Raw genomic sequence first — 26,212 nt, 5'->3', positions numbered from 1 at the left:
AAATAGATGTTTTTATTTTTGAATTTCCTCTCAAAATAATATGATTCAATTTGAGGATTGTATATGAGTGCCAAAAATGATTTTAAGGCTTTTTCTATTAGTGATAACGCTAATGTAGTAAGCCAAGTAAAGTATGAAGAAAACCAGAGCTTACAGATTGGATTTCCACCAGATAATATTCCGGTTAATCTGTTAAATAAGGTATTACGTCAATCGTCAACAATATCATCTGTGGTAGCTAATTTTATCGCGACACAATCTGGTAATGATATTTTGGATGATGGTAATATAGCTAAACTTACCGATCAACTAAATAGGGCCTTAGAGCAAAAAATTGCAGCAGAAGTTCCAAATGCCTCATTAACACGAAAAGGTATTGTTCAGCTTACCGATGTAGTGGGTAATAGTGATACATTAGCGGTTACGCAAAAGTTGGTTCAGGAAATAATAAATTCATTACGTGAAAGTATTAATACCAGAATACCAAATACCCGAAAAGTTAATGGGAAAGTATTAACTGAGGATATTAATATTACTTCTCAGGATATCCTTGCTGGACAGGCGCATAGTTTAGGTGACAATGCCAATTTGGATAATTATAAAATACCGGGGATTTATCACCAAGAGTATAATGCTCATGCCAAAAATGGTAATAATTACCCTGAGTCGTTCGCTGGTTCGTTGGTTGTATTGAAAGCGGCCGGGGTTATTCAACGTTATTTTGTCTATAACAGCAGTCGGGTATATACACGTAGTCAATTTCATGAAAGCCCGTGGACGCCTTGGACGCAAGAATATAACACACTGAATAGACCTACTGCTGGAGAAGTGGGAGCATATGCAAAAGCAGAATCTGATGCTCGATATATCACAGGACTCCGAAAAATTAATGGAAAAGCGTTAGCTGCGGATATCAATATTACTTCTCAAGATATTTTTGCCGGGCAGTCGATTAATTTAGGTGATAACGCGGATTTAAATAGTTATAAAATACCTGGGATTTATTATCAAGAGTATAATGCTCATGCCAAAAATGGCGCGAATTACCCTGAGCCGTTTGCGGGTTCGCTTATTGTGTTGAAAGCAGCAGGCGTTATTCAACGTTATTTTGTTTATAACAGCAGTCGGGTATATACGCGTAGCCAATTCCACGATAGTCCGTGGACGCCTTGGGCGCAAGAATATAACTCATTGAATAAACCTTCTGACAAGGCTGTTGGGGAGAATATGGAAGCAGAATCTGATAGTATTTATGCTGCAACCAAAGAGGAATTAATACAGCAAGCAGAACATGAGAAATCTCAGTTATTGACTAAAATTAATAATCTTGTTGCTCCACTACAAGATGCTGTTGATTTAGGCGTTGCTTCCGAAGCAGAAAAAGCCGCTCTACTGGAATGGAAGAAATATAGGATAATATTGAGCAAAGTTGATATTTCATTGGCTCCTGATGTTGAGTGGCCGGAGCAGCCGAAATAATGAAAAAATGGTCTGAATAAACAAGTCATTCAGGATTATAGAATGATGGGCTTATTGTTCGTGCCAGCGGATTATTTATTATTTAAAATTATATAAAAATAGTTTCTCGTTTTAGTTATAAAAATATTTCATTATTATTTTTATAAACTAGACTATTATCGATGTGAATTGTGAGAAATCATCTTTAGTGATAATTCAATCTGTTTATTATGAAATCATGTTATTTAATTTAAGGAGATGTATATGAGTGCCAAAAATGATTTTAAAGCTTTTGCTATTGTTAGTAATTCTAATGTAATAGATCAGCAAAGATATGAAGGGAGTACAGAGTTGAAAAATGGGTTTTCACCATTTTCTATGGACCCTCACATCTTAAATAAGGCATTACGTCAAGCATCAACCATATCATCTGCTATAGCTGATTTTATTGCAACAGAATCTGGCACTGATGTTTTGGATGATGGCAATGTAACTAAAATCACCGAACAATTCAAAAGCGTATTAGACAAAAAAATTGCCAAGTGTTGTAACCTTAATGTGAATACGGCTAATAAGGTTGTGAACGGTTGGTGGAAATGCGGTGATACTGGAATAATTATTCAATGGGGCCAGGCAAATGGCTGTGGGGCGATAAATGATTACAGATACTTCCCGATTTCATTCCCTAATGCTTGTTTCCAGATCGTTGCAACATATTCTGAGTTTGATAATTTTGGCGCTGGAGTTGCTGCTTTACCTGTTTCCGCAAGTCAATTTATTGTGACATGCAGAAATTCTGCATACGAGTTAGCAAGTAATTTTGTGAGATATGTGGCGATAGGATATTAATTATGTATTTTTATAGTGCAAAGACAAATTCATTCTATCCTATGGAATTGGAACAGAATTATATTGCTTCTGGTTCATTGCCTGATGATATCATTGAGGTTGGCATTGATATTTATCAAGAATACGCTGCGAATAATGTACCGGAAGGAAAATATCGTATAGCAGGTCAAAATGGTTTACCGGAATGGGCCGATACTCCACCACCAACAAAAGAAGAGTTGCAGCAGTATGTTGAAAGTAAAAAACAACAATTTATTGTAGAGGCTAGCCAGCAAATAGCACCATTACAAGATGCTGTTGATTTAGGGATTGCGACTCAAGAAGAGGAGGCGGCTCTGTTGGTATGGAAGAAGTATAGAGTAATGCTGAATAGAATTGATATTTCACAGGCTCCTGATATTGAATGGCCGGAGCAACCAAAATAATGACAGTTGCCTGAATAAACAGGCCATTCTTATAATGGTTTTGTTAACATGGGTTAACAAATTTGACTTGAAATCAGCATATATTTGATGTTTTAAATCAATCTACTATTAAAGTCTGAGTTCTGTATTTAACAGAACTCGGATTTTTTAATATCAATATCAAATTAGCGATGTTTGAAGAGCTCATCCGATTCCGCCGTGAGGGGATAAATAGATGTGCTCAGATTATTCACAGTCGTGTAGGATCGAGCGGAACACTTCCTGATAACTTCGAGGAAATCAAGAGTTGAAAACATAATTAGTCTCCAGAGGAGATAATTGTAAGTTAGAAAAAATTCAGGTTGTGATTTTATCTTTAATGTATTTAAAATAATGCTGAAAAATCACCAATAGGAGTAGTGTATGAAAACACTAATAGGTTTTTTGGCATTAGTACTGTGTAGTGTGTCATTCCTATCATTTGGCGCGAGCTTTGATTGCGCAAAAGCCACCAGTAAGGCTGAAAAGTTGATTTGCTCGACCCCGGCATTATCCCAAGCTGACGACAACCTATATATAAATTACCTTCAGGCCAAATTGGCTACAGGCAACAATGCAGACTTTAAGGCGCTGGTAAAACAGAATTGGGAACTTCGCGAGAAATGCGCGGTAGTTGAATGCCTTCAAGATTGGTATAAACGGTCATCTGAAATGTACAAAAAAATTGCTGCGATTAAAACAACAGAGAACTGCTATAAAGAAAGACAAAAAATTACGCTTGATGGCACCTTATTAAGGATCACCTATCCCGGCCCGCCAAATTATGAAAGCGTGGAAAACGGGGATAGCCCTGAGACTTATTGGGTGTTGCAACCGGATAAGACGATAAAATGCGCTAAAGGTGCACCAGAATGGGGGGATCGTAGTCTGATGCAACTGGTGGTTCAGGATGAATTTTATACAGTGTATCGAAGCCTTATCGGACACCGCGTGAAAGTAACCGGAACCATTATGTACGCGGTTACTGGACATCACCACACACCGATAATGCTTGAAACTCAACGAATTGAAGCTGCTAAATAGTTTGGAAGTAATAGCAGTGGATAATTGGTGAAGTATTGCTGGTAATTCGTAAGACGGGAAGCTATTACAATTCGATGATGTCTGGCTTGTTATTTGGCGAGTCCTAATGATATTCGAAAATGGAACCGTAGTCAGTCAAAAGATATTAGATTCTAAGGTATCAAGGATGACCTTAGTGAATCAGAAAAGAAAGTCTTGAGAGCACTAAATGAGGGGGAGGGGGGAACAATGAATAGTAAATTATTTTCCAGGCTAACTGAAAGCATGACACAGATGAACGAAATTATTAATGGCGAATGTGTTGCCTCTCGTGAAACTCACGTTGAAGCAGTAAAAGTAAAGAATATTCGTCAGGCAACCGGTTTAAGTCAGACTGGTTTTGTAAGTTAATTTCCGTTAATGTTGGAACCCAGCGGAACTGGGAGCAAGGAAGGCGTGAACCGCAAAAGCCTTGTTGGAGGCAATAGAGAAAGATCCGGTTCATGTTTTAAAGGTGTTATCTATGTAAATAGAGCGCATAGAAATTCCTCAGCCTCGTTTCAGCGAGGCTTTTTTACTTAAAATCCACCATGCTGCCGCTTAGTGCTGGCTTTTTTGTATTTGAGGTCAGTATATCTGATATAGCAACTATTTTTCTGAACTAGACTTTAATTGGTGTGAGTTGCAAGGGGTTTATTTTTGCAATAATTTAATATATTGATTATAAAAGAATGTTATTTAATTTAAGGAGAAAGTACATGAGTCAGAAGAATGATTTTAAAGCTTTTTCTATTAGTAATAATGCTAATGTAGTCAGTCAAGAAAAATATGAAATAAATCAGAGTTTGCAGACTGGATTTTCACCAGATAATGTTCCCACGCACTTGTTAAATAAGGTATTACGTCAAGTGTCAACGGTATCATCTGCCGTGACTGATTTTATCGCGGCACGATCTGACAATGATGTTCTGGATGATGGGAACATAGCCAAACTAACCGCACAATTAAATAAAGCATTAGAACAAAAAATTGCAACAGACATTCCTAGCGCCTCATTAACACAAAAAGGTGTTGTCCAGCTTACAAATGTGATTGGCAATAGCGATACATTAGTGGTTACACAGAAGCTTGTTCAGGAAGTAATAAATTCATTACGTGAGTATACTCGCGAAGAGATAAATAACCGGATTAAAACAGCCAATGAAATTCCTGTTGGTTCACCTATTCCATGGCCGCTGCCTTATCCACCTATCGGCTATCTCTCTTGTAATGGTGCATTTTTCAATAAATTACAGTACCCGAAGTTGGCGGAAGTTTATCCTGACGGTAGATTACCCGATCTAAGGGGAGAATTTATCCGAGGTTGGGATGATGGAAGAGGAGTAGATCCATCTCGTTCATTATTATCATGGCAAGAAGGATCTTATTTGGTACAGGAAGTTTATGCTCCTGGTGATAATATTCTTGCCTTCTCACTCAATGATCGTGAAAAATTGAAGTGGGATGTTCCCGAAAGTAGCAATATTTCGACAAGAGTTAAATGGATTGAAAAGACCCATCTCGGGGAAGCGAGTAAGGGGTATATAGGAGTGTCAAGACCTCGTAATATCGCATTTAACTACGTCGTAAAGGCGGGAATAATAGTGACACAGGAATATATCTTAGATTCGGAAACAGCCATATTAGGTGAAGACGGATTAGCAACTCAGGCTGGCTGGATCAAAGTTTATCATGTTAATCCTTATTCGAGAGAATTTGCTGGAACTAATTTTGAGTATGTTGCAGAAGGTGTAGGTTTATCAGCGCGTTCTTACCCTGATGCGCCAGATTTTTCCGATTCTGATGATATGGCTATTTGTCGCAGTGAAGACGGTAAGTGTTGGGAAATTGTCCCTGACCACCGAGGGAAAATAGCTTACAACACGCAAACTCGTGCACAACAAGAAATTATTGAATTGGGGGAGTTATCAGAAACATTGACATTCAAAAAACCTGATACCGATTACGATAAATGGGATGGGAAAGAGTGGATGGTTGATAAAGAGCTTCTCAAATCCCACCAGATTGAGGAAGCAAAACGGAAGAAAGCAGAACTGTTACGACAGGCAAATGAAACACTCTCATTTTTACAAGATGCTGTTGATATAGGTATGGCAACAGAAGCAGAAAAATCAGCGCTACTCGAATGGAAAAAATACCGGGTATTGCTCATTCGTGTAGATGTGTTACAAGCGCCTGATATTGAGTGGCCGGAAGTGCCTAAGTGATGAAAATGGCCTGTTTATTCAGGCCATTCAGACAGTGATTTTGTTGATAATGTAATTACAGCACTAAAATATCATTCTGAGATATGAAATATAAAAATATTTCAGTAAGCAATAAAATGGCAAAATGATTTCGGATGTTAAATATAAATAGATTTAGTGTGGTGTCTTTGGTTGAGAAATATTAGGTTTTTTACTCTTTTAATTATATAAAAATAATCAGCTTTCTGAGTTATAAGGGTGTTTTATTATTATTTTATTGAAATAGACTGAATTGTGATAAGTCGTCTATAAAATAATATTATTTAACTTAAGGAGTATATATGAGTCAGAAGAATGATTTTAAAGCTTTTTCTATTAGTAATAATGCAAATGTCGTGAGTCAGAGATTATATGAAGAAAGTAAGGATTTACTGACTGGATTTCCACCAAATGATGTTCCCACTCACTTATTAAATAAGGCATTACGTCAATCATCAACCATATCATCTGTCTTGGCTGATTTCATCTCGACACAATCTGGCGAGGATGTTCTCGATGATGGGGATATAGCTAAACTCACTGCACAATTAAATAGAGCTTTGGAACAAAAAACCACAACAAAAATTCCCGATGCCTCATTAACACAAAAAGGTGTTGTTCAGCTTACAAATGTGATTGGCGATAGTGATACATTGGCGGTTACACAAAAGCTTGCTCAGGAAATAATAAATTTATTGCGTGAAGATATTAATAATAGAGTACCTAATACTCGGAAGGTGAATGGAAAAGCGTTAAGTACAGATATTAGTCTGAGTGCAATGGATGTAGGGGCATTGCCTTCCAATGGCGCTGCTATAGCAGCTAATAAATTGGCTACAGCCAGAACGATTGCCGGAGTTGCCTTTGATGGTACGGACAATATTAATATCCCAGCGGGTAATGTAGGTGCATATACCAAGGCAGAAGTGAATAATTTGATTAATACAGTCAATAATATTCCTGTAGGTGTTCCTATGCCTTGGCCGACTGCCATACCACCAGCTGGATGGCTGCAATGTAATGGTGCGGCTTTTGACAAGTCTAAATTCCCAAAATTAGCCGAAGTTTATCCTGACGGTAGATTACCTGATTTAAGAGGGGAGTTTATTCGTGGTTGGGATGATGGGCGTGGTATTGATCCAAACCGTTCATTATTGAAATGGCAAGAAGGGTCTTATTTATTACAGGAAGGTGGTCAAGGTGATTATGTTCTTAATTTCTCACTTAATAAGCTAGGGGTATTACAGTGGGATGCCCCCGAAAATAAAACTCTTTCATTAAGAGCTAGGGTTGCTAGTCCAATTTCTACTTGGAATAATATGAAAGCTTCTTATATAGGGGTATCAAGACCTCGCAATATCGCATTTAACTACATAGTGAGAGCAGCATAATGATCCCCATGTGTGTGGGTTCTTGATGTTGAGTGGCCGGAAGTGCCGAAGTGAGAACAGTAATAATTAGGTAATTTTATGTTTTGGGGTGAGAGGAACTGGTTTGTTAATGGCTATGAATGCCAGGTTTGAAGTCGGGGTTTTACACCCATTTTACACCAGCCAAATCCCAGCCATAAAAAAACCAACCCTAACAGGTTGGTTTTTCTGGGGAAATTTGGTCGGCATGAGAGGATTTGAACCTCCGACCCCCGACACCCCATGACGGTGCGCTACCAAGCTGCGCTACATGCCGATAATTCGTATTATACTACTGATTTTTTATCTAAAAGCAAGTACTGAATTTTGTGACCGATTGATTTTTAAGCATTTAGTTGGCTATAAAATGTTTAACCTCGGTTAGTATCTGTAACAGTTGTGCTAGATTGGGTTTAGCATCTTTGATTTCGTTGCCTTCCAGGTCATATAGGTGATAGTTGCCATTTTTATCCAAGAACAGGGTATTTTCGCTGGTTGTAATGATCAGGGAACCATCATCACCGGTAATCACCCACGGATTATCACGTTGTGCCGCGAATAGATCTTGGCCTTGAGAATAATCAGCAGGAGTATTGCTGACGTGCAACAAACGTTGCATTAATGTTGTCATGACGTCCTGATGACTTGTCAGTTTACTAATTGTCTGTGATGGTGTTCCTGGCCAATGAATTAGCAGCGGAACATGCATCTGAGCACGATTAAATTTGCCATTGTTTATCCATCTAGGGGGATGTGTCGTGGCGGTTTCACTATGTTCAGCGGTAATGACAATGACAGTATTGTTCAATGCATTTTTGTTTTTTAGTGTCTCTAGTACGGTATTAATCGGACCATCCAGAGCCGCAGCATTACCTACTGAATCTGCTTTATCTAAGCCACTTAGCCTCAAGAAGGAGAACCACGGAGCGTTAGTATTGGGTAAATTTAGCCATTGCTGCCATTGTTCTACCGTGAGTTGGTTGCTTTGGTTGACTTCAGTGGGCAGTGAGTAGTCGGAAAGTAATGCATGACGATAAAGCGGAGTACCAAACCCTACAGAAGAGAATAGGCCAAATTGATATCCCTGATGGGTCAGAGCATTAATCAAGGCTGATGATTTACGTCCAGCCAATATTCCATCCAGATAACCAGAAGAAATACCATAAAATAGCCCGAATAGGGCGGTATCATTTTGAATGCCAGTGCTGAAATGCTGATTGAACTGAATATTGGTTTCTCTGAAATGAGAGAGCGCAGGCATATTCTCGGTAATATCTCTATTATCCAGTTTATCAACGACTAGTATTAACAGGTTGTATCCGTTTCCTTTGTCATGATAGGTCAGATCATTAAGTGGATATTCCACTGTTAGTGCCGCAGGATCACCTTGTTGCATAAGTCGGCGCTGATATTCTTGTTGATCCAGCAGACCATGTTTTTCAAGAAATTTACGTGCTGTCATTGGATAGGAGAGCGGCAGGTTAGAACGTTGCATGGTAATCGGGCGATAAAAATTAGCATCAGCCCAGATATACATCAAATGGGAAGCTAAAAAAGCCGAAATAAGGACAGCAGCCAGCGGCTTACCAAACCGTTGCCGATTCAGGCTGCGTAGTTTCTGCCAACTCCAGGTACCAAATAACATCTGTATCAGAAAAATGACTGGAATACAGATGAACATGAGTTGCCATTCTCGCGCCAGTTCCCCTTGATCAGGATTGATGACTAAATCCCAAACTAAAGGTGTAAGGTGAAGGTGGAAACGGTTGTATATGGCAATATCGAATATTAACAGCGTCAGCCCGGCTGTGGCGAAAATGGCTGAAAGAAACCTGAGTAGGCGCTGCGACATGGCAATAAATGTCAGTGGAAACAGAACCAGCAAATAAGCGGCAAAAACAATAAAACTAAAGTGCCCAAGCCAACTGGACAAAGCATAGACTCGGCCGAACAGGGAGCTCGGCCAGTCAGAAACAAACAGGTAACGGCTACCTAATCCAAGACTAAGCAGAATATTAAATAGGGCAAACCAATGCCCCCAGCTAATCATTTGGGAAACTTTTTCACGATAACGCTGACGGCTAGTCACCATATTTTGTTTACGTTGTAGTCTTAGTTAAAGAATTAATGGGCTTTATCTTCGTTTACCGAAGATTTAAGCGCGTGTGCAAACGAGTCAGCAATATGTCTGCGCTGTGCAGGCGATATACTCGTATTGATTAAATTTGTCACCATATTGCCCAGTACCATTAGAGAAAGGTCTGTCGGGGTACGGTTTCTTTCCAGAACACTGACGAGTTCTGTTAATAAACGTTCAACGTGTTCGTCACTGTAACGAGATGACTGTGGCATAGATTTAAACTTCCTGAACTAACAAAGCACATTATCTTACCGTATAGATGCGTGATTTTCTGCTCTTTTGTGGCAAATTAATTCACGGTTAAGATTATGTTGCAGTAATAGCCTATTTTTGGCAATTTTTTGATATCTGTCAGCAAATTATAGTTGATGGCAGATGATGAAACGTTATTTTCTTTTGGGGTTTTTTTATTGCAGTCGTTTGTTATCGGTGTTTGAATGCGTGTTTAAAAATGCGTGAAGTCAGCCGAAAGGAGTAGAAAGAATGAGTCTGCAAATAGACCAGATTGCCTTGCATCAATTAATCAAGCGTGATGAACAGACATTAGATGTCGTGTTGCGTGATTCTTTGCTCGCCACCGATCAAGTGGTGGAAGATATGATGGCTGAATTACACCGAGTATACAGCGCAAAAAGTAAAGCTTACGGCTTATTTAATGAAGAGAGTGAATTGGCAGAAGCACTCAGACATCAGCGTAAAGGTGATGAAGATTTTCTTGGGTTCAGTCGGGCAGCAACGGCACGTCTGAGGGATGAACTGGCGAAATATCCGTTTGCTGAGGGAGGGACGGTCCTGTTTTGTCAGTATCGCTATCTGGCGGTAGAGTATTTATTGATTGCTGTGCTTAATAGCTGTAACAGTATGTCTGTTAACGATAATCTGGATTTAAATACTACGCATTATCTGGATATTCCTCATGCAGATATTGTTGCTCGTATAGATTTGACGGAGTGGGAAACTCATCCTGAATCAAGCCGTTATTTAACATTCCTGAAAGGGCGAGTAGGGCGTAAAGTTTCAGATTTCTTTATGGATTTTCTCGCTGCTAGTGAAGGTATGAATGCTAAAGTTCAGAATAAAGGCTTGCTACAAGCCGTTGATGATTATTGTGAATCTGGTGAGCTTAATAAGGATGAGCGTCAAGCGTATCGCCAGCAAGTATATAACTATTGTAATGAACAATTGCAGGCAGGAGAGGAAATTGAAATTAAGGCGTTGTCTCAGGCATTACCTACATTTGGAGAGCAGAATTTTCAGCAGTTTTCTCAAGAGCAGGAATATGAACTGGAAGAGAGTTTCCCGGCGGATCGCAGTACGTTGCGTCAACTGACTAAATTTGCCGGCAGTGGCGGCGGATTAACAATCAATTTTGATGCGATGTTATTTGGTGAAAGAATTTTCTGGGATCCGGCAACGGATACTTTAACCATTAAAGGCACGCCACCAAATTTACGTGACCAGTTACAGCGCCGTAGCAGTGGTCATTGAGGCTAAAAAATAAATAACGCCGCAAATGCGGCGTTATTTACTCGGCGTCCCGAAAAGCTCGGCTGTGGCTAATTAAGCACGCAGGAAGTCAATGTGTGCCAGTTTTGGTTTAAACGGATGGCGCTGTACAGCCTGCACTTTAACTTTAGTCTCTTTACCGTCGATAACCAGGGTCAGAACATCGCTATAAAATTCAGCTTTTTGTTCCATGTTGATAACCTGATCGTGATCCAGTTCAATAGAAACTGGCTCTTGGTTGCCACCGTATACGATAGCTGGAAACTTGTTAGCTCTACGCAGGCGGCGGCTCGCACCTTTGCCCTGCTCTTTACGTACTTCTGCATTAATAGTAAACATTATTTTTTCTCTTTAAGAAGAAAATAAATCCTGCTACAGGCGACCCAGCAGCAGGTTCGAGATTTGGCTTAACATTTAACATAGAGCTAGTGTCAAGCGGGCGGCATTCTAGCGAAAAATGGCGGTTACAGCAAATGGAATAGGCCAATCTGAATCTATTAGTACAATTCGTCTGCTCGTCGGAAACGTCCTTGGTAATCAAAGATTTTTTCACGAATCTGCCAGAATCGACCTTTTTTACGGGCGACAACAAAATCTGGATGGCGTAATAAAGGTTGCTGGTGAACGATATCTGAGGCGGTTTTCCAGTTAAAAGGTATCGCTGGGGCACGTTGATGCTGACGAAGAAATTGGTGCTCAAAGGCTAGCCGCTGGGCCGGTGTTGTAAGCCGAAAGCGTTCCGAAACATCAGCGCCATCTTCATCGTAATAGATAATTTTCAGCCATTCGCCTTTACTGTCAGTTTCAGGGATGAGTTGCATGCCACCACAACGCAGTACCAGTGCATCTTTGAGCTTCAATGCGGCTTTCAACATATCGTCGGGATCGACCAGCACCTCTTGGCAACTGTGGCAACGCCGCGCTGCAATATCATTTTCTGCATTGCAATGAGGGCAGAGTTTAAAACGAAAGCGGAACTCACATTGACGGCGTTTGCCATATTGATCGTTTTCCCAACCCTGACAGCGGCGGCCAAAGTGCTCAATAATTTCACCGTCGGAGGTGCATTTTCCCCAAAATATATTAGCGAAGTTACAGATAGGGCAGAATACTTGAACCGGTTGGCTCTGTTTATCCGGTTTATTGCTGCCAACTTCTGGTGTGTAGAGATCGTGAGGATTTCCTGCATAATCGAGAATCAGGCAATCTTTTTTGCCGGGAAATAATCGTAAACCACGACCGATAATTTGCTGATATAAACTAACGGATTCAGTAGGACGCAGAATGGCTATCAGATCAACATGGGGGGCATCAAATCCAGTTGTCAATACGGCGACGTTAACCATATAGCGCAATCGCTGAGTTTTAAAGGCTTCGATAAACCGATCACGATCCGCAGTTGATGTATCAGCACTGACTAATGCGGCTTGGCCGGGAGGGAGTAATTGAAAAATCTCTTTGGCATGTTCGACAGTTGCAGCAAAAAGCATAACCCCTTTGCGGTCAGCGGAATATTCAATGATTTGTCTGATAATGTGAGGTGTGATGCGTTTTTGTCGTTTGATTTCGTGGTTTAAATCAGTGTCATTGAAGATGCTTTGCTGACTGGAGCGAACTTGGCTGAAATCATATTGCATAACGGGCATATCTAGCCGTTTTGGCGGGATCAGGAAACCGTGTTTAATCATATAACGCAGGGGCAATTCATAGATGCAATCACGGAAAAAACAGCTTTCATCACCACGGGTCATGCCGTGATAGTGATAGTGATATATCCAGCCGATAGCCAGTCTGTAAGGTGTTGCTGTTAAGCCAAGAATACGTAGTTGTGGGTTATTTTGCCGAAGGTGATGAATAATTTGCTGGTACTGGCTGTTTTCATCATCACTGATACGGTGGCATTCATCAATTATCAGCAAAGAGAATTGATTATCAAAATGTTCAAGATTACGGGCGACAGATTGCACGCTACCAAAAACGACTTTTCCTGCACTTTGTTTTTGCTGTAATCCTGCGGAAAAAATATCTGCTGGTAAACCGTATGCGCAGTATTTGCTGTAATTCTGTGCAACTAATTCTTTTACATGAGCCAATACTAATACTTTCCCACGAGCTAATTTTGCCAGTTCAGCAATAACCAGGCTTTTACCTGCTCCAGTTGGTAATACAATGACTGCGGGTTCATGATGGTGCCGGAAATGATTAACGGTGGCATCCACGGCTTCTTGCTGATAGGGACGTAAAGTAAAAGTCATAATCGTTTCGTAACCGAAAAATATTCGCAAAAGAGTAACATTTTTCTTATCAATTTTCTGTGGACGGAGGTCAAAGTCAGATAATTATCTGATTGAGTGAAACTATGACTGGTTATAATAAATAGATAATTGTTGTTTATAGTAAACATAGTTATGATTAGCTTTGAAATCTTTTGGACTCATTTCATATCTTCTTTTTTGGTGGCTCTGTGTTGTAGTGCCGAGGTAGTGCCAAAATAGTAGTGGATCACGTTCACTTTTAAATTAATTAATACAGGTGTCTTCATCCATGCGATTGGATAAATTTTTGTCACAACAGCTTGGTATCAGCCGGAATGACGTAGGGCGCGAGTTGCGTGCGGGACGCATCACTGTTGATGATGAGATTGTAAAAACCGGAGCTTATAAATTAACTCCAGAGCAACAGGTCATGTTTGATGGTTCATTATTGGAACAGCAACAAGGGCCTCGTTATTTTATGCTAAATAAACCACAGGGGTATGTTTGTTCCACCGATGATCCGATAAATCCAACGGTGCTCTATTTTATTGATGAGCCGGCAGCGCATAAATTGCATACGGCGGGTAGGTTGGATATGGATACCACTGGTCTGGTTTTGCTAACCGATGATGGTCAATGGTCTCATCGTATTACTTCCCCAAAACATCATTGTAAAAAAACCTATCTAGTCACACTTGAATGTCCAGTTGCAGCAGAGACGGCAGATAAATTTCTTGCAGGTGTGCAACTTAATGGTGAAAAAACAGTGACAAAACCCGCCCAGCTAGAAATTCTGGAGCCGCAAATAGCCCGTCTGACGATTAGTGAAGGGCGTTACCATCAGGTAAAACGCATGTTTGCAGCGGTAGGTAATCGGGTAACCGCGCTTCATCGTGAGCGAATCGGTGAAATCATCTTAGCTCCTGAATTGGAGCCAGGCGAGTACCGATCATTAACCGAGCAAGAAATTGCCAGTGTCACTTTTCTTTAATTTTGGTTTTAGTTAATTATTTTAAATTATTGGAGCAATATACGTGCAACAACAACGATCATCCTATTTGGGACTGATTCTAATCCTTGGGCTACTTTCTATGTTAATGCCCCTTGCCATTGATATGTATTTGCCGAGTTTGCCGACTGTTGCCGAGGATTTCGGTGTAGATAGCGGACAGGTTCAGATGACGCTGAGCAGTTATATTCTCGGTTTTGCTATCGGTCAGATGGTATATGGCCCAATGGCTGACAGTTTGGGGCGTAAGCCGGTTATTCTAGGTGGGGTTACTGTATTTGCCTTGGCTTCAGCTGCGTGTGCAATGGTTCAGAATATCGATGATTTTATTTATATGCGCTTTTTGCATGGATTCTCCGCCGCCGCAGCGGGTGTTGTCATTAATGCGCTAATGCGAGATCTGTTCACCAAAGATGAATTCTCGCGTAGCATGTCTTTTGTGATATTGGTAATGACCATTGCCCCATTAATTGCTCCAATTCTTGGTGGCATGATAATGATTTGGTTCACATGGCATGCGATTTTCTGGAGTATTGCGGTGACGTCTGTTATTACTGTATTCCTTGTCGCTTTCTTTATAAGAGAAACTTTACCAAAAGAAAAAAGACAAAAATTTCATCTTCGTACAACCGTAAGCCAGTTTATTATGTTATTTCGCCAGCGTCGTGTATTTTGCTACATGCTTGCCAGCGGTTTTTCATTTGCGGGAATGTTCTCTTTTCTCAGTGCAGGGCCATTTGTTTATATTGAGTTAAATGGTGTTTCGCCTCAGCACTTTGGTTATTACTTTGCGCTTAACATCGTATTTCTGTTTGTGATGACGACAATCAATAGTCGCTATGTCCGGCGCTTTGGTGCGTTGAAGATGATGTATTTTGGTTTGAGTGTGCAGTTTATGATGGGGATCTGGTTGTTACTGTCTACCGCCCTCAATTTTGGCTTTACTGCTCTGGTCATCGGTGTTGCAGCTTATGTATGTGGTATTGCAATGATTACATCCAATGTTATGGCCGTGGTTTTAGATGATTATCCACATATGGCCGGAACGGTGTCTTCATTGGCAGGTACCGTTCGTTTTGGTATTAGTGCTTTGGTTGGTATATTACTTGCCATGTTACCTGCACGTAATGCCTGGCCAATGGTTGGTTCTATGGTTTTATCTGTTATTTTGGCTGTGTTGCTTATTATATACGCAAAAAAGAGGCGATAAGTAAAAACAGAAGGCTGTTTTCATGTGCAGCCTTTTCCTTAAAGAGAAAATTAGGGTAAGCGAAAAATATTTTTGATGATGTTGTCTGGTTATAATTTTATATGAGATTGTTGAGGAGTTTTTTTATTCTAAAATATATATCTACTTTCGTTGATATATTCTTGATTGACAGAGGTAAGATTTAATATTATTTATTAAAGATAACCCATTAGAACAGAAAATTGTGCTATTTTTTGTTATTCTAAGATTCGCCATTAAGTAACGAGGTTGTGGTATTAGCTGCATTTTTTGTATTACTAACATTATCATTAAAAACGATAATGTTAGTAAAGAGAATATTTTCCCTGAATGTTCAGGGAAATTGAATAATGGGTTATGCATAATAGCTATACCCTATGGATTTCAAGATGCTTCGCGACGGCAAGGGAGTGAATCCCCGGGAGCATAGATAACGATGTGACCGGGGTGAGCGAGTGCAGCCAACAAAGAGGCAACTTGAAAGATAACGGGTATATATGATGGTGATATTGATCTATTTATGGCAAGGTGAAACTGTTGTTGCTTCATTATTTTTTTATTATTACTGTTGCGTATTTGTTGATTTTTATTTTCTTGTTGAGCTGAGAAGCTAACTTTCTACTATAAGGAAATTCCGAAATGTTTTTCAATGTGAATGAGTTGTTATTGATGCATTGATAGTGATTATAAGTAATTGTTGTATTTTTGTTAAATTAAAAAATATTAAATGGCGTTATCATTAGGTTGTTATTAATTATACCTTATAAAACACATTGTTATCTATTTGTTTTTACAGTTCTTATTTGATTTTTATGTTAAAGTGTTGAGTTGAAAAAATAAAATATGTAAACAATCATTAAACATAAAGTTGGGTTTTTGCATAAAAATTAGTTGAGTTTTCTTTAAAAAAAGTATAAATATATGAGAAATGAGAGATTGATCTCACTTTTTCTAAGGTGAAATTTGGAATTAATGTAATACTATAAACACAAATTTAACTTTTCGTTTACTTTTTTTGGGGGTTAGTTATTCGGTTTTGGCGAGTAGAACACCTGAAGATAGCCGCTAACTTTAACTTTTGTATCTATGTTCTTTCAGGTAGGAATGATTCGTGAATAATATTCAGCTTTCGGTAGTACATCGGCTGCCGCAAAGTTACAAGTGGTCACCCGGTTTTGTGGGTATCAAAGTTGAGCCGCTTCCGGTTGATGAAGTGAATGCAGAAAGCAGCCTGATGGGGTTGAAGTTACTCAGCCACGAAGACGGGGCTGCGTGGAATGTTATGCAAAAATTACAGCAATCGCTTGCTGATATGCAAATTGGAAGCACTGTGATTGAGTTGGAAGGTCAGCCGTGCTTATTTATTAATAGTGAAGATGAAAGTGCGGTTATGTGTCGTTTGAAGACACTTGGCGCTGCCATTGCTGAAAAGATAACTGCGCTTTATCCATTTTGATATATCCCCTATGGATTTCAAGTTGCTTCGCGACGGCAAGGGAACGAATCCCCGGGAGCATAGATAACTATGTGACCGGGGTGAGTGAGTGCCGCCAACAAAGAGGCAGCTTGAAAGATGACGGGTATAAACGCGAAAAGCGCTTCCTTTGATGGAGGCGCTTTTTTGTGGGCAAGGGAAAAATTTTCAGCTTTTAGCCGTTAGGCATTTTTTAGCCATTAGGCACAATGCTATTACTGATGACTCGGCGACCGCTGTAATAACGTTTGCTCCAGTATGTGCTGCTTAATCTGGAAACGATTACACCATTGCTAGTAGAGGCGTGAACAAATTGGTCATTACCAACATAGATGCCAATATGCCTGGTACGGGCACCTGTCTTAAATAAAACTAAATCGCCAGGGCGTAATCTTGAACGGTCAATTTTTTTGCCAATATTTTGTTGTTCAAATGTTGAACGCGGCAGTTCCATACCAAACTGGTCACGGAAAGTACGTTGAACAAAGCCAGAACAATCTATACCGCGTTTAGTAACGCCACCGAGTCGATAGGCAACCCCTTTCCAGCCATTGTATTGGCTAAGAATTTTAGATTTTATGTCCAGATTGCGAACGAGTGCTTCGAATTCATCCTGAGACGCTTGAAGTAAGAAGCCGTTCTTACCGTTTACTGCATGCGTATCAGTTTGTGTGTTACGAAACCTTGATGAATCTGGTGAGCTGCACGCGGATAAGGTGATCGCTACGAACAGCGCGGGTATCAGCCGCGTAATGTATCTCAGTGCCGGTTGAGACTTGACCATTATTTTTGTTTTCCCTTGCTATCCTTACCTTAGTTGGTCGCTATTATTGAAAAATATCAAACACTTCAAAGCCTGGTGTTAGAAAAAACAATGAGTAAACAACGCGCTTAGTGAAAAAACGCGTCTGATGCCACGTTTTATAACGATATTTACAATAAATGTTATTCAGCTTGAGAGTACAGAAACAATCAGGAAAAGGCGAGTATTTAATGACATAATTTACAAAAAATTAGATTTCTAAGTAGGAGAGAGCAGGTGTGTTGCTAATTTATGTGGGTTTTATGAACTATTGGGAAGGTTAAATACCTTCCCGATATGATTCAGTAAAAAGAGTTTATGGAAAAGATCTTAAATTGGGCGACCAATTTGCGGCAGATTCTTATCCAGCCAGTTAATCATTATGTCACTTAATGGTGTTAATAGTAGCCAACTTGTTCCGATGAGTACCAGAGATAAAGAACCGACTGCAATATCAGTAAACCAGTGAGCGCCTGCCATTATGCGAGGTAACGCAAATATTACCATAATGAGTAATGCAATACAGAATGCTCTGCCTGAGATATATCGAAGAATAAAGCAGCTGAAAATCAGGAGCATTAATCCGTGATCACCTGGAAAGCTATCGCTTGATGCATCTTTTGTTACCAGATTGGTCATTTCGCTAATACGATTGATATGATCGAAGGTTAATGTTGGGCTTGGACGGACAACAGGGAGTAGGTGACCGATTTGGTTAAGTATAACTGCGCTTATTATCATGACCAAACCAATCATGAATAATCTGCGTTTGCCATCGTAATTCTGTTTACGAAAAGCGTTGTAATACAGCAATCCCATACATAAAAGTGAAATGACATCGAAGGCCCTGATATTCACAAATGCTACAAATTCTGTGAATGTTGAGCCTGATGTTAATTTCTCATTAAAGAAGTAGAAGATTGCAGAGTCGATCTTGAGCCAGAAACCATGATGCTCTGGTAAATACCAGGAGAGAAATAAAGTGATCCCTAACAGGTTCAGTATAAATATGGCAAATGGGTGACTGCGTGTCATGGGAGACCTATTTGTTAAAAATAAGATAAGTGGTAACTAAACTTACAATTATGTAGGTTAATATAACAAATATTGAGTAATAATGTCACCGCTCTTAATCATAAGTTAATTTGTTGTTTTTTTTATCTACTTTTTTGTGCTTTTCCTGCATTTTTTTATTTACTTTGGTAACTATTCCTGCCCAATTCTATGGATTTTATTGAGTGATATTGGGGTGTTTAAGGTTGTAAATTCTTAATTTATTGAGAATTACTTCTGATAATTCTAATATTATAAGATATAAATATCTTAATCAGTTTTAATCGCTAAAAATCATAAATAAACAATGAAAATAGCCGTTACCAATATATAGACTCATAAATTTTTCCGATTTCTAGATTGATTTCATTTTTGGAAATTGCAGCGAATGATGCTGTTTTATGGTGGAGGCTGTATGTCTATGTTTCGGGTTATAATGGGTTGTTTTTTTCTGATGATTTCTGGTCTTGTCAATAGTGAGCCAGAAACAGCATCAAATACAGGGGTTATTCGCTTTTCTGGTGCGATCGTTGAATCACCGTGTCGTTTTGATTGGCGTGATAACTGGGCTGACACCACGTGTTGGCGAAAAGGACATAAGATTATCCAACGACGAAAGCTCGATTTGCAAAATGATATTTATTTTTATTTACCACACCAAATCGGTGTAACCGAGATTAAATGGATAAAAGGAAAAGAGAAAATTGGCGTTGTTACAATTTTCTATAATTGATGTTAAGAAAAATTTTATAGGTTATTTATTCAATGTTTAATTGAAGAAGCATCGGGGTTTTATCTGTCATTGCTAAAATGAATGAGTGACAGAGTTATATTTTATTTGGGAGTTTAAATTATGCCCAAATGCTAATAGAAAGTAGCTGATTGATTTAATGAATGGAATAGGTGAAAAGTGAGTTACCCTGTTTTATACCCGTCATCTTTCAAGTTGCCTCTTTGTTGGCTGCACTCACTCACCCCGGTCACATCGTTATCTATGCTCCCGGGGATTCGCTCCCTTGCCGTCGCGATGCATCTTGAAATCCATAAGGTATATACCGGGCAACTCAGAATTAGCTAATATTGTTAATCGCAACGTCCCATATAGCGGCGTTCTGCAATATGAATACGGATTCTTTCCCCGCTACTGATATATTCAGGTACTTGCACGGTGAGTCCGGTGCTCATTTTGGCCGGTTTTGTTCGTGCACTGGCTGAAGCGCCTTTAATTCCAGGGGCTGTTTCTTCAATAACCATATCGACTGTTTGTGGTAGTTCAAGGGCAATGACTTGTCCCTCTATTGTCAGAACTTGCATACCAGGCAGGCCACCTTCAGGAATAAATAATAACTCTTCTTCGATTTGTTCCTTTTTAAAGTGATAAGGTGTGAAATCTTCATCATCCATGAAAACATATTCATCACCATCAATGTAGGAAAAGTTAACGCTACGACGAGTTAGGCTGATCGTATCAAGGATATCATCGCCTTTGAAGCGTTCTTCCACTTTCTGACCGGTGCGGATATCAGTAAAGCGCATTTTATATAATGTGCTAGCTCCCCGGGCGCTTGGTGCTTGAATATCAATATCTTTAACCAGCAGTAACTTACCATTATAACTGACGGCGCTACCGCGTTTAATTTCGTTGGCTTTAGCCATATGTAACCTTCCATAAAACCATAAGAGAATAATCGGCGACAAAATTACTCGCAGTCAAGACATTAGGCAAGTAGGGATTAAAAAACCCCACTGTTTTTTTACATTGGGGTTGTAGTAAGAATGTTTTATATGTCAATGATACACAGGTAATAAATCAAGAGAGGACAAAATATGGGCTATAGCATTTATCAAACCAAACAGAATGACGAACCCAATGAGGAATTTCCCTCCTGGTGCTCGGTAACTGGCTTCAGGGAAGCGCTGGCGACTTGCCCTAGCCATCAGTGCTGGAATAATGACAGCCCAGATGGTTGCAGCGAATCCAGCAAAGCCAATGGCATATAGAAAACCATTGGGGAACAGTAAAGCTAGCGCTGTTGGCGGAATAAATGTCACTAATGCAGATGTTAACCGGCCGGTGTTGTTATCTTTAAAACCGAAGAAATCGGCTATGTAATCAAATAGCCCTAAAGAGACACCAAGAAATGAACTTGCTAATGCCATATAAGAGAAGGCATTTAGAAGCTGGTGAACGGTTTTGCTGTTTGTTGTATTATCCATGTGTTTTAATAAATCACCGATATTCCCGCCATCAGCAATAATCTGTTTGAATGCTTCGCGGGGAATATTTCCCTGAATGACATATTGCCATAGGATATAAATAGTTAATGCGATTAATGTACCTAATAACAGGCTGCGAATAACGGCTTTTCTATCTTTATGATAATATTTTACTAAACTTGGGATGTTACCGTGATATCCGAATGAAACGAGTAAATAGGGTAGAGCGGTTAAAGCGTAAGATATATAACTTGTTGCCGTGTCGTTTGATGTAGTATCCGTCTGATTAAACAAAATGACATATTTAACTTCGGTAAACATGCCGCCAACGGACATAAAAAAAGTAATAACCATACCGCCGATCAAAATTGTGCTCAAACGATCGACAGCTTGAGTCGATAACCAGACAATAAATGCAACGATAAAAGCGAAAATAAAGCCAGCATTTGCCTGTGATATCGAAATAATATTTTTAAAATTGTGGGCAATAATTGAGCCACCCGCTGAAATATAGGCGTAGGTTAATATATAAAGCACGAATGCAATAGAGATACCATTGATTGCATTCCATCCTTTACCGAGTAAATCTTTAGTCATGGTATGGAAGCTTGCACCTGATGGGTAGTTCAGGTTGGTTTCTAGTATCATCAAGCCGGAGAAATACATACACACCCATGTGTAAACCAGCAGAATAATTGAGCCAGTAAACCAGACACCGGAAGTTGCCACAGGAGTAGAGAACATTCCTGCACCGACAGCAGTTCCGGCAATGATCATTGCACCACCCAGTATGGGAGGGCGCTTTAAACTCTGGGGTGTCTCAGTGGACATATTAACTCCTACTGGTATATTGTTTCTTTGTACTAGCTTAAAGATACATTCTTGTCTATAGAGTGTAAATAGATGCCATAAAGGATTATTTGAAATTGAACTAACATAAGTTAGTTCATTCAGTAAGATAAAATTTATTTTCTTGCCACATTTTTATTGCATTCCGGCTAGCTTCAAAATGAGGTTCAGGAAGATTATTGGGATCGCACCACATAAATTGTTCACATTTTTCTGGTTCCATCAATTTTGGTTCACCACCTGGATGTTTTGCCAGTAAACATACTGAAATAGTATGTTTTCCTTCCTGTTGGTAAGTTTGAAGATTATTACAAATACCGTAGACCTTTGGTGATTGAATCGTCAGACCCGTTTCTTCTGCAATTTCACGGATTGCACATTGCTCAAAAGTTTCTCCGGCATCAACATGACCACCAAAGATTGACCAGTATGGAGCATGTTTACTGCTACGTTTTCCGAGTAATACTTGACCACATTCGTTCACAATAACCACACCAACACCCACAATGACAGACATTTTGTTTATTCCTTTCATTTAAATTTCAATAAATTAGCAATCTTTTTGAGAAAAATTCAATGCTATTCTTATCCGGAAACCAATTTAAGACAACGATCAATAAAGTACGGAATTTAACTGAAACGATTCAATTTTAGTGATATAAATAGAACTGAAAATTCATAGTAATGATGATGATTATCTATTTAGGAGACATCGGGCGAAATGAGCCGTAGAGTTGCCACTATCACCCTAAACCCTGCTTATGATTTGGTAGGATTGTGCCCGGAAATCGTCAAGGGAGCGATCAACCGAGTGCAAGCCGCTGGACTGCATGCTGCTGGTAAAGGCAATAATGTTGCTAAAGTTTTGCGTGACTTAGGTATTGATGTCACGGTGAGTGGTTTTTTGGGTAAGGAAAATCAGGAAGGATTTCAACAGTTCTTCAATGAAAATGGTATGGTAAATCGTTTTCATTTAGTACCAGGCAGAACACGGATTAATGTCAAATTGACAGAAGAAAGCGGAGAAGTGACAGACTTTAACTTCACTGGTTTTTATGTCGGTGAAGCTGAATGGTCGGGATTTGTTAATGATTCGCTTTCATGGCTTGGACAGTTTGATATGGTTGTTGTTAGTGGTAGTTTACCGGCTGGTGTCTCTGCTGAATCGTTTACTGACTGGATGACCTGTCTACGTCAGCTTTGTCCTTGCATTATTTTTGATAGCAGCCGTGAAGCATTGGTTGCAGGGTTAAAAGCATCCCCTTGGTTAGTGAAGCCGAATCGCCATGAGCTTGAAGTATGGGCGGGACGTCTGTTACCTGAGTTGTCCGATATCATCATAGCAGCACATCAACTTAGGGATCAGGGAATTGCTCATGTTGTCATATCCTTGGGTGAGCAGGGGGCATTATGGGTTAATGCGTCTGGAGCATGGTTGGCGAAACCACCACATTGTAAAGTCGTCAGCACTGTTGGGGCTGGTGATTCAATGGTTGGGGGCTTGGTTTATGGTTTGCTGATGCGGGAATCCAGTGAACATACGTTGCGATTGGCGACCGCTGTATCTGCACTTGCCGTTAGCCAGCCTAATGTGGGTATCAGCAATCGTCCTGAATTAGCTGCCATGATGGCCAAAGTTGAACTGATACCCGTTAGATAATGCGTTAATTAAAGAATCATTAATTTTGTTGTAATTTCAGCCAGGCAATTTCTTGCGGCCAAATATCTGGGTTTATTGTTTCAAGGATGAGTGGAATACCATCAAAACGAGCATCTTTCATAATATAACTGAAAGGTGTTTTACCAATATTTCCTTCTCCAAGGCTATGATGTCGGTCAACACGGCTGGCGAATTCACTTTTGGCATCATTTAAATGCATTCCGCATAAATATTGAAAGCCAACAATTTTTTCAAACTGTTGAAAAGTTTGTTCACAAACATCGTTTGTACGTAAATCGTAGCCAGCAGCAAAGGCGTGGCAGGTATCAATACAGACACCCACTCGGTTTTTATCTTCAACTCCATCAATAATTGCTGCCAGATGTTCAAATTTAAAACCCAGATTAGTGCCTTGGCCTGCCGTATTTTCGATGACAGCAGTGACTCCCTGGGTTTTATTGAGAGCAATATTGATAGATTCCGCAATACGCGCCAGGCATTTATCCACATCTACTTTATTGAGATGGCTGCCAGGATGGAAGTTCAATAAATCGATCCCTAATTGTTCGCAACGTTGCATCTCATCAATAAAAGCCAGTCGGGATTTTTCCAGAGCTTCACTTTCTGGATGGCCGAGATTAATCAGATAACTATCGTGAGGGAGAATTTGTCGGCTACCATATCCATAACGTTCACAGTTTTCTTTAAATTTATCGATAACGTCAGCGGCTAAATGTGGAGCATGCCACTGGCGCTGATTTTTTGTAAATAGGGCAAAGGCGGTAGCTTTTAGTTCGTGCGCCCGGATAACCGCTTGATCAACTCCGCCAGCCGCGCTGACATGTGCTCCAACAAATTTCATATTTTTCTCCTTCTTGCTTTCTTTACGTCATTATGGATTATGGCATTGTTCAATCGCTCAATGAATCTTAAGAACGGAAAGGTTATACCCGTTCCATAGGGTATATACCCGTCATCTTTCAAGTTGCTTCTTTGTTGGCTGCACTCACTCACCCCGGTCACATAGTTCTCTATGCTCCCGGGGATTCGCTCCCTTGCCCTGTCTCTTGATCAGATCTCCAAATCAACTGATTTAGCCAGCAAATAGCCGTCTATCAGGGTTTGCAGCCGAAACCAGCCTTCCCAAAGTCGTTCCCATCCGACTCGACCCGTGCGTTTGGAATCGTACCAGCCGGCCAGTTTTCCCAGATTGATGAAGGCCCAATGCAAACTCGGGGCTTTTTTCGGCACACGGCGTTTTTCTTGTTTTGACCACAGTAATTTCCACGCCAGGGGGCTTAATACTGTCTCACAGCTCTCTTTCTCTGCCTCTTCTTTGTTCAGACCCATAAAACGCAGCTGGTGTATTCGTACCGCAATAAAGGCCAGCAGCACTATCATGCGCTCCAGATTATCTTTGCTTTGCATACGCAGCGCTTCTACCTGCGTGCCGCCCGTTTTCCACGCTTTGTGAAATTCTTCTATCAGCCAGCGGCGCTCGTAATAACTGAATATTTTATGGGCGTCTTCCTGACTGTTGACGGGTTCGGAGGTCAGAAGATGCCAGCAAAGCCCATCCTCCGGACCTTTTTCGTAGCAACCGACATAAAATATCCGCACCGCCTCACCGCTTTTTCCTTCGGGGATTTTCAACGTCACTTCGGCATAACTGATATCACAATGCGCGACACGCGCCTGACGCCCGCCTTTCTGTCTGACCTGAACTAATCGTTCTCCAGCACTCTGTAACCGGCTGATAAAATCATAAAGTTTATCCTGACTTTCCTCTATACGCCGGTTTTGCATCGAACGGATGACGAAACGTTGTTTTTGGCTCGTTTTATAACGCAGATATTCGATGATATCGGCTTCACGGTCACAGACAGAAATCACGTTGGCCATCTGCTCCCCTAACCGGCTGTCGACGGCTTGTGAGGCCCGTTCCCACTTATAACTCTCTTTCCCTTCATAAGGGCGTGTATCGCGTTGTCGGCTTTTGCCATAATCACTGACATCTCGACACCAGCGCTGTTGCTCTATCAACCCCACGACCTGTTGTTCTTCAGGCGCAAATAACAACACCGAGTGTGCCTGCATGCCCCGGGATTTTTCCTTTGAGGTGGTATAGCCGAGTTCATCGGCGACCGACGCATGGGAAAATGACAGGGTTGTCGTGTCTTCCAGCGCTAACAGGCAATGATAACGTTGAGCGTGAGCGACGGTGGCGGTAAATCCGGCTTCGGCGATGGCCTGAGGCGCAATGGCGGAATTTCGGGTCAGTCGGTAGGCCGCTTCAACATCGGCAGGAGAGTCAAGAGATTGCACGAGCGATTGTCCTATATGGTTAGCCAACGAACAGGCCACTTTCACCAGGCGGTTGGTACGGCGTTTATCACCTAATTCCGCATGTTGAAACGTGTCATTTGCCCATTGTTCGGCGCAGGTTGAAAACATAAAGATTACCTCAAGTCGTGTTTTTTATTGAGATCAATCTATGAGGGAAAAGTTCAATAACGCGGGGGCGGGTTAAAATATTTGTGTAGGAAAGACAG

The 26,212-nt window shown here is 40.4% G+C and carries 25 protein-coding genes, 1 tRNA gene and 2 pseudogenes; 15 read left to right on the top strand and 13 right to left on the bottom strand.

Annotated features, from left to right (window positions below; genetic code table 11):
- Positions 1-63: 63 nt before the first annotated feature.
- From AACQ38_RS08950 to AACQ38_RS08915, 8 genes and pseudogenes are all read left to right on the top strand, one after another.
- Positions 64-1,479, top strand: coding sequence for a tail fiber assembly protein (locus AACQ38_RS08950; RefSeq protein ID WP_165577933.1), 1,416 nt, complete (start codon positions 64-66; stop codon positions 1,477-1,479).
- A 243-nt stretch (positions 1,480-1,722) separates the two neighbouring features.
- Entirely contained in the window at positions 1,723-2,307 is a 585-nt protein-coding gene (locus AACQ38_RS08945) for a gp53-like domain-containing protein (protein WP_165577932.1), read from the top strand.
- A gap of 2 nt (positions 2,308-2,309) precedes the next feature.
- The gene (locus tag AACQ38_RS08940; RefSeq protein WP_165577931.1) at positions 2,310-2,732 is read left to right on the top strand and encodes a tail fiber assembly protein; all 423 of its coding nucleotides are present in this window, start codon (positions 2,310-2,312) and stop codon (positions 2,730-2,732) included.
- Positions 2,733-3,134: 402 nt separating this feature from the next.
- A complete protein-coding gene (locus AACQ38_RS08935; RefSeq protein WP_165577930.1) occupies positions 3,135-3,794 on the top strand; it encodes a DUF4431 domain-containing protein in 660 nt (219 codons plus the stop codon).
- Positions 3,795-4,022: 228 nt separating this feature from the next.
- Positions 4,023-4,302: pseudogene (locus AACQ38_RS08930) on the top strand (helix-turn-helix domain-containing protein).
- A gap of 229 nt (positions 4,303-4,531) precedes the next feature.
- Positions 4,532-5,189: pseudogene (locus tag AACQ38_RS08925) on the top strand (tail fiber protein); the annotation flags it as partial.
- Positions 5,190-5,416: 227 nt separating this feature from the next.
- Positions 5,417-6,040 carry a tail fiber assembly protein gene (locus tag AACQ38_RS08920; RefSeq protein ID WP_445260619.1) on the top strand — a complete coding sequence of 208 codons (624 nt, stop codon included), beginning with the start codon at positions 5,417-5,419 and terminating at the stop codon, positions 6,038-6,040.
- A 320-nt stretch (positions 6,041-6,360) separates the two neighbouring features.
- Positions 6,361-7,449 (top strand): tail fiber protein, encoded by a 1,089-nt coding sequence (locus AACQ38_RS08915; RefSeq protein ID WP_165577929.1) that lies wholly within the window; start codon positions 6,361-6,363, stop codon positions 7,447-7,449.
- 218 nt (positions 7,450-7,667) lie between these two features.
- Here AACQ38_RS08915 and AACQ38_RS08910 read toward each other — a convergent pair.
- From AACQ38_RS08910 to AACQ38_RS08900, 3 genes are all read right to left on the bottom strand, one after another.
- A tRNA-Pro gene (locus AACQ38_RS08910) sits at positions 7,668-7,744 on the bottom strand.
- Between the two features lie 75 nt (positions 7,745-7,819).
- Complete coding sequence (yejM, locus tag AACQ38_RS08905) at positions 7,820-9,559, bottom strand: LPS biosynthesis-modulating metalloenzyme YejM (RefSeq protein WP_165577928.1); 1,740 nt, start codon at positions 9,557-9,559, stop codon at positions 7,820-7,822.
- A 32-nt stretch (positions 9,560-9,591) separates the two neighbouring features.
- Positions 9,592-9,819, bottom strand: a complete 228-nt coding sequence (locus tag AACQ38_RS08900) for a YejL family protein (RefSeq protein WP_011147091.1) — start codon at positions 9,817-9,819, stop codon at positions 9,592-9,594.
- Positions 9,820-10,090: 271 nt separating this feature from the next.
- Here AACQ38_RS08900 and yejK point away from each other — a divergent pair, with 271 nt between their 5' ends.
- Positions 10,091-11,095, top strand: coding sequence for a nucleoid-associated protein YejK (gene yejK / locus AACQ38_RS08895; protein ID WP_109791653.1), 1,005 nt, complete (start codon positions 10,091-10,093; stop codon positions 11,093-11,095).
- 72 nt (positions 11,096-11,167) lie between these two features.
- On the opposite strand, the gene rplY is transcribed toward yejK, so the two are convergent.
- Together rplY and AACQ38_RS08885 are read right to left on the bottom strand one after the other, a co-directional pair.
- Positions 11,168-11,452, bottom strand: a complete 285-nt coding sequence (rplY, locus tag AACQ38_RS08890; RefSeq protein ID WP_058589756.1) for a 50S ribosomal protein L25 — start codon at positions 11,450-11,452, stop codon at positions 11,168-11,170.
- Between the two features lie 158 nt (positions 11,453-11,610).
- Positions 11,611-13,368: a DEAD/DEAH box helicase gene (locus tag AACQ38_RS08885; RefSeq protein ID WP_109791652.1), complete on the bottom strand. Its 1,758-nt coding sequence runs from the start codon at positions 13,366-13,368 to the stop codon at positions 11,611-11,613.
- Positions 13,369-13,657: 289 nt separating this feature from the next.
- On the opposite strand from AACQ38_RS08885, the gene rsuA reads away from it, so the two are divergent.
- The 4 genes from rsuA (at position 13,658) to AACQ38_RS08865 (ending at position 17,213) form a co-directional block, all read left to right on the top strand.
- Positions 13,658-14,359 (top strand): 16S rRNA pseudouridine(516) synthase RsuA, encoded by a 702-nt coding sequence (rsuA, locus tag AACQ38_RS08880; RefSeq protein ID WP_011147087.1) that lies wholly within the window; start codon positions 13,658-13,660, stop codon positions 14,357-14,359.
- 43 nt (positions 14,360-14,402) lie between these two features.
- Complete coding sequence (locus AACQ38_RS08875) at positions 14,403-15,587, top strand: Bcr/CflA family multidrug efflux MFS transporter (RefSeq protein WP_109791651.1); 1,185 nt, start codon at positions 14,403-14,405, stop codon at positions 15,585-15,587.
- Positions 15,588-16,716: 1,129 nt separating this feature from the next.
- Positions 16,717-17,061 carry a YejG family protein gene (locus AACQ38_RS08870; protein WP_011147085.1) on the top strand — a complete coding sequence of 115 codons (345 nt, stop codon included), beginning with the start codon at positions 16,717-16,719 and terminating at the stop codon, positions 17,059-17,061.
- Entirely contained in the window at positions 17,058-17,213 is a 156-nt protein-coding gene (locus AACQ38_RS08865; protein WP_158538089.1) for a hypothetical protein, read from the top strand. Before AACQ38_RS08870 ends, AACQ38_RS08865 begins: the two co-directional genes overlap by 4 nt.
- A 59-nt stretch (positions 17,214-17,272) precedes the next feature.
- Here the strand turns inward: AACQ38_RS08865 and mepS are convergent, their stop codons facing one another.
- Together mepS and AACQ38_RS08855 are read right to left on the bottom strand one after the other, a co-directional pair.
- Positions 17,273-17,863, bottom strand: a complete 591-nt coding sequence (gene mepS, locus AACQ38_RS08860) for a bifunctional murein DD-endopeptidase/murein LD-carboxypeptidase (protein ID WP_011147084.1) — start codon at positions 17,861-17,863, stop codon at positions 17,273-17,275.
- Between the two features lie 348 nt (positions 17,864-18,211).
- Positions 18,212-18,916 carry a phosphatase PAP2 family protein gene (locus AACQ38_RS08855; protein ID WP_165577926.1) on the bottom strand — a complete coding sequence of 235 codons (705 nt, stop codon included), beginning with the start codon at positions 18,914-18,916 and terminating at the stop codon, positions 18,212-18,214.
- Between the two features lie 433 nt (positions 18,917-19,349).
- Between AACQ38_RS08855 and AACQ38_RS08850 the strand changes: the two genes are divergently transcribed.
- A complete protein-coding gene (locus AACQ38_RS08850) occupies positions 19,350-19,667 on the top strand; it encodes a hypothetical protein (protein ID WP_228956931.1) in 318 nt (105 codons plus the stop codon).
- A 350-nt stretch (positions 19,668-20,017) separates the two neighbouring features.
- Here the strand turns inward: AACQ38_RS08850 and yeiP are convergent, their stop codons facing one another.
- The 3 genes from yeiP to AACQ38_RS08835 all read right to left on the bottom strand — a co-directional run bounded on the left by yeiP (position 20,018) and on the right by AACQ38_RS08835 (position 22,517).
- On the bottom strand, positions 20,018-20,590 hold the full coding sequence (gene yeiP, locus AACQ38_RS08845) for an elongation factor P-like protein YeiP (protein WP_011147081.1): 573 nt from the start codon (positions 20,588-20,590) through the stop codon (positions 20,018-20,020).
- Positions 20,591-20,722: 132 nt separating this feature from the next.
- Complete coding sequence (mtr, locus tag AACQ38_RS08840; RefSeq protein WP_011147080.1) at positions 20,723-21,982, bottom strand: tryptophan permease; 1,260 nt, start codon at positions 21,980-21,982, stop codon at positions 20,723-20,725.
- A 115-nt stretch (positions 21,983-22,097) separates the two neighbouring features.
- Positions 22,098-22,517, bottom strand: coding sequence for a nucleotide triphosphate diphosphatase NUDT15 (locus AACQ38_RS08835; RefSeq protein ID WP_011147079.1), 420 nt, complete (start codon positions 22,515-22,517; stop codon positions 22,098-22,100).
- Between the two features lie 204 nt (positions 22,518-22,721).
- Between AACQ38_RS08835 and fruK the strand changes: the two genes are divergently transcribed.
- Positions 22,722-23,660 (top strand): 1-phosphofructokinase, encoded by a 939-nt coding sequence (gene fruK / locus AACQ38_RS08830; RefSeq protein WP_011147078.1) that lies wholly within the window; start codon positions 22,722-22,724, stop codon positions 23,658-23,660.
- A gap of 19 nt (positions 23,661-23,679) precedes the next feature.
- Here fruK and nfo read toward each other — a convergent pair whose 3' ends face one another.
- From nfo to AACQ38_RS08815, 3 genes are read right to left on the bottom strand one after another with little or no spacing between them, the layout of a single operon-like run.
- A complete protein-coding gene (gene nfo / locus AACQ38_RS08825; RefSeq protein ID WP_058589753.1) occupies positions 23,680-24,522 on the bottom strand; it encodes a deoxyribonuclease IV in 843 nt (280 codons plus the stop codon).
- A complete protein-coding gene (locus AACQ38_RS08820; protein WP_158538090.1) occupies positions 24,519-24,683 on the bottom strand; it encodes a hypothetical protein in 165 nt (54 codons plus the stop codon). The genes nfo and AACQ38_RS08820 overlap by 4 nt, the downstream gene beginning before the upstream one ends.
- A gap of 48 nt (positions 24,684-24,731) precedes the next feature.
- Complete coding sequence (locus tag AACQ38_RS08815; RefSeq protein WP_165577925.1) at positions 24,732-26,114, bottom strand: IS4-like element ISPlu9 family transposase; 1,383 nt, start codon at positions 26,112-26,114, stop codon at positions 24,732-24,734.
- Between the last annotated feature and the right edge of the window lie 98 nt (positions 26,115-26,212).

Origin of the sequence: Photorhabdus sp. RW14-46, assembly GCF_963887965.1 — a bacterium.
In the GTDB taxonomy this organism is placed as follows: domain Bacteria; phylum Pseudomonadota; class Gammaproteobacteria; order Enterobacterales; family Enterobacteriaceae; genus Photorhabdus; species Photorhabdus laumondii.
Note: the sequence above shows the minus strand (reverse complement) of the source record. Positions and strands in the feature narration are given on the sequence as shown.